Origin of the sequence: Thalassospira sp. MCCC 1A01428 (assembly GCF_002115825.1) — a bacterium.
GTDB lineage: Bacteria > Pseudomonadota > Alphaproteobacteria > Rhodospirillales > Thalassospiraceae > Thalassospira.
In genome coordinates, this window is sequence record NZ_JFJZ01000110.1 from 1 (window position 1) to 2,815 (window position 2,815).

4 protein-coding genes are annotated in these 2,815 nt (G+C 50.7%); all 4 read left to right on the plus strand.

Features of this window, described 5'->3' with window-relative positions; all coding sequences use genetic code 11:
• Positions 1 to 110 precede the first annotated feature (110 nt).
• On the plus strand, positions 111 to 1,262 hold the full coding sequence (locus THS27_RS25995; RefSeq protein ID WP_085595890.1) for a hypothetical protein: 1,152 nt from the start codon (positions 111 to 113) through the stop codon (positions 1,260 to 1,262).
• The gene (locus tag THS27_RS26000) at positions 1,259 to 1,795 is read left to right on the plus strand and encodes a hypothetical protein (RefSeq protein WP_085595892.1); all 537 of its coding nucleotides are present in this window, start codon (positions 1,259 to 1,261) and stop codon (positions 1,793 to 1,795) included. The genes THS27_RS25995 and THS27_RS26000 overlap by 4 nt, the downstream gene beginning before the upstream one ends.
• The gene (locus THS27_RS26005) at positions 1,792 to 2,232 is read left to right on the plus strand and encodes a hypothetical protein (protein ID WP_085595894.1); all 441 of its coding nucleotides are present in this window, start codon (positions 1,792 to 1,794) and stop codon (positions 2,230 to 2,232) included. Before THS27_RS26000 ends, THS27_RS26005 begins: the two co-directional genes overlap by 4 nt.
• A gap of 3 nt (positions 2,233 to 2,235) precedes the next feature.
• On the plus strand, positions 2,236 to 2,815 hold a 580-nt coding region (locus THS27_RS26010; protein WP_210403029.1), incomplete at its 3' end, for a hypothetical protein.

Here is a 2,815-nt window from a genome sequence, read left to right on the forward strand (position 1 = left end):
AATAGGTCCTGAGCCTAGGAAGTGGCTCTTACCTAATATCTGTCTTCCCATACCCTTAACAAAACTGCTAACCTTTTGATGTTAAGTCTGGAGAATATTGGGATGTTTTGATGACGATGAGATTGTTGCCTGTCGACACCACGGAAATCAAAACTAGCTGTTGCCGCCCAACGCGATCAAAGATAGAGGGCGAGTGCGCGACCATTTATAGCTTAAAGTCCAACACTATTAATGATGGTATTTATGTCTATCTTCCTGTTCGTGGTTACGAGCTAACGCTAAAGAATAGACTACTTGACCAATTAGGTGGCTTCTCTCACTTATTATTGGAAGCCGCACATCAGTTTCCAGAGCATTGCATCGATTGGGTGTTAAAAGTAACCGGCCTCAGATTTCAGCAGTTGCAACCTATCCTCACACGTCTTGAAGGACTCGGCTTGATGAAAGGAAATCGATTAACAAGAAGTGGAAAAAATTTCTCTGTTTGGAAGCGCCGTTTACATGACCAAAAGCGACTTATATGGCTTGATGGAGATCATAGAAACGACTGTTTCTGCGGCGACTCTTCCGTTGATACAGTGGTGTTGCCGGACAATACCCACTTTGTCATTCGCCGCTGGCATCGACTAGAGGGTACGCCACGTTCTTGGTCCTGTAAAGACTGGAATGAAGACTGCGAACGCCAGAAAAACCGTATCATGCGCCATCCTGAGCGGTACCTGCCGCCGATCTTTGAACACTTTACCGATTGCTTTATCGACAACGGGTTCAAGAGCCATGAGTGGGATCTGACTATTCGTATAGCTACCGACACCCCCGAACCAAGAGCCATTGAGATCAAACTGAATGCTGGTGACCTGCATCGGTGGGCGGATCACGAGTACACCGTGGCAAGCCCTGTGCTGTGCTTATCGACGTGCTACAGCTTACCGGCCGGTGCGCCTGAGCGCCTGCGCAATCAGCTACCCAATGATCACCTTCGAATCACGACCATCAACACATCAAGCGATAACATTGACCTAAACTGCCTGAGCGACACCCCCCCCAGCACCTGGGTCTGGCCGGAGATTGAACAAGACACCCGCGAGCAAATCATCGATTCTCTTTTCCACGAAATCACTACCCCGGATGACCCAGCCGAAGTACGGTTCAATCGTGAGCACCGTATTGATGATCGTTGGCAGCGCCTAGGCTTCAACTGGCCGCTCATCGAGCAAAAGCTCGAAGCTAAGGGTTTACACTGCATCCGAGGTGACGTGTGAGAACCATCGACATGTTCTCCAACGTCGCTGGCCAGATGGTACAGGATGCTGACATCCAGCGTTACGGCACCATCCTTGTGAGGCACGGCGCCCGTGGATTGGCCAACATCAATCCCACCGCCGTCTGGGTAGATGCTGCCATCGCGGTGATAGAGGCCAGTGGCAGCTACTTCCGTTACTGCGCTGAGCGGGAAGTCACGCAGCAACTGCGCAATTACAATCAGACACTCGAAGCGATCCTGGCCCAGGAATTGCAAATTGCCGAGATGAAGCTAGAGGCATTGCTCAAGGAGCGCGAGGGTAGGCTAGCGCATATCGAGCGCACCTTGAACATTAAGAAACGCAGCATACAACTCGCACGCGGGACAATCCGTCAGCAAATTAAGATACTGAAAAACATGCATGTTTTATTGCAGCAAGAACGGCAGAAAATTGGCTACTTTCAGGATCTAATCGGCTTGCAGGTCTGCCTCGATAGGTGCATCGACGCTACTCTGGCATTACTTCTCAGCCCCGATGGAGAACACACATGAAAGCCCCAACCACCAAATCCCCGAAAACGCCGGCGCCAAAAAAAAGCCCTCCGAAGAAGGACGACGATGGCGGCTTCAAATTATCTCAGGCTATGGATCTCGCCGCCACGTCCGTTGACGCCCTAACGGCCTATGCAGACTATAAGAAGGAGGTAGAGGTCACAACGCGGTCAAAAATAGAAGGGCAAAAGGCAATCATCCTAAGCGAACATGATCTGGAAAAGGCTCGCCTTGAGCACACCACACGTATGGTTGAGTTGGATAACCAGGACAAAAACAGCATGCGAAATCATGAACAGGAGATGGCATCACTTGCCCAAGAAGATCGCAAATTATCTTCTAAAGATGATCTGCATGATCGCGTCCTCAAGCAGCTTGAGGCCAAAGAATTTACTGCTGAAGAGGCCGCTTTGTTGCTATACGGGACGCAGGAGTAATCCGTGAAACTTCCCCTCGTCGTCGCTGCTGGCCTGACGGTCCTGGTAACAGCAAAAGCTGTCAGCTGGATTTACAACTCTCTAACAGAGCAAGAGCGTGAAAAGCAGCAGCACGAAAGAGAGCGCTCCGACCAGATTCGGGCAAGAGCCCGCGCAGCCAATGTTCAACAGGAAGCTGAAAGGTCGAAGACGTACCAACAAATGGCCCAAGACCAAGCCCGTTTGTTGTTCGAGTCCATCCGTGAGCATCGTCAGGCTGCCGCCGAAGTGCCTGCTGAATTGGAGACGTTGGAACAAATGATTTCCAGCGAAGTTTCCAATAAGACCTCCAGCCCATACCGCAAATCGGCGCTGCGCCGTGAGTATGCCCGCATTGAAGACGCCATCGTGCGTCTGAAGGAATATCAGCGTTACCTCAGCTTTGAAGAGCAGCGCATAAATCAACTTCTTTATGAGGAAGACTATGAGGCTCTGCTGAAACTCGACACGGTCAAGCCGTTACTGCCACTAGAATGGCTCTACCCCGGCAAGCTGGTGCTCGTCTCAATGGATGAAATTGGCAGTAAACGTCCTCTCACGGCTA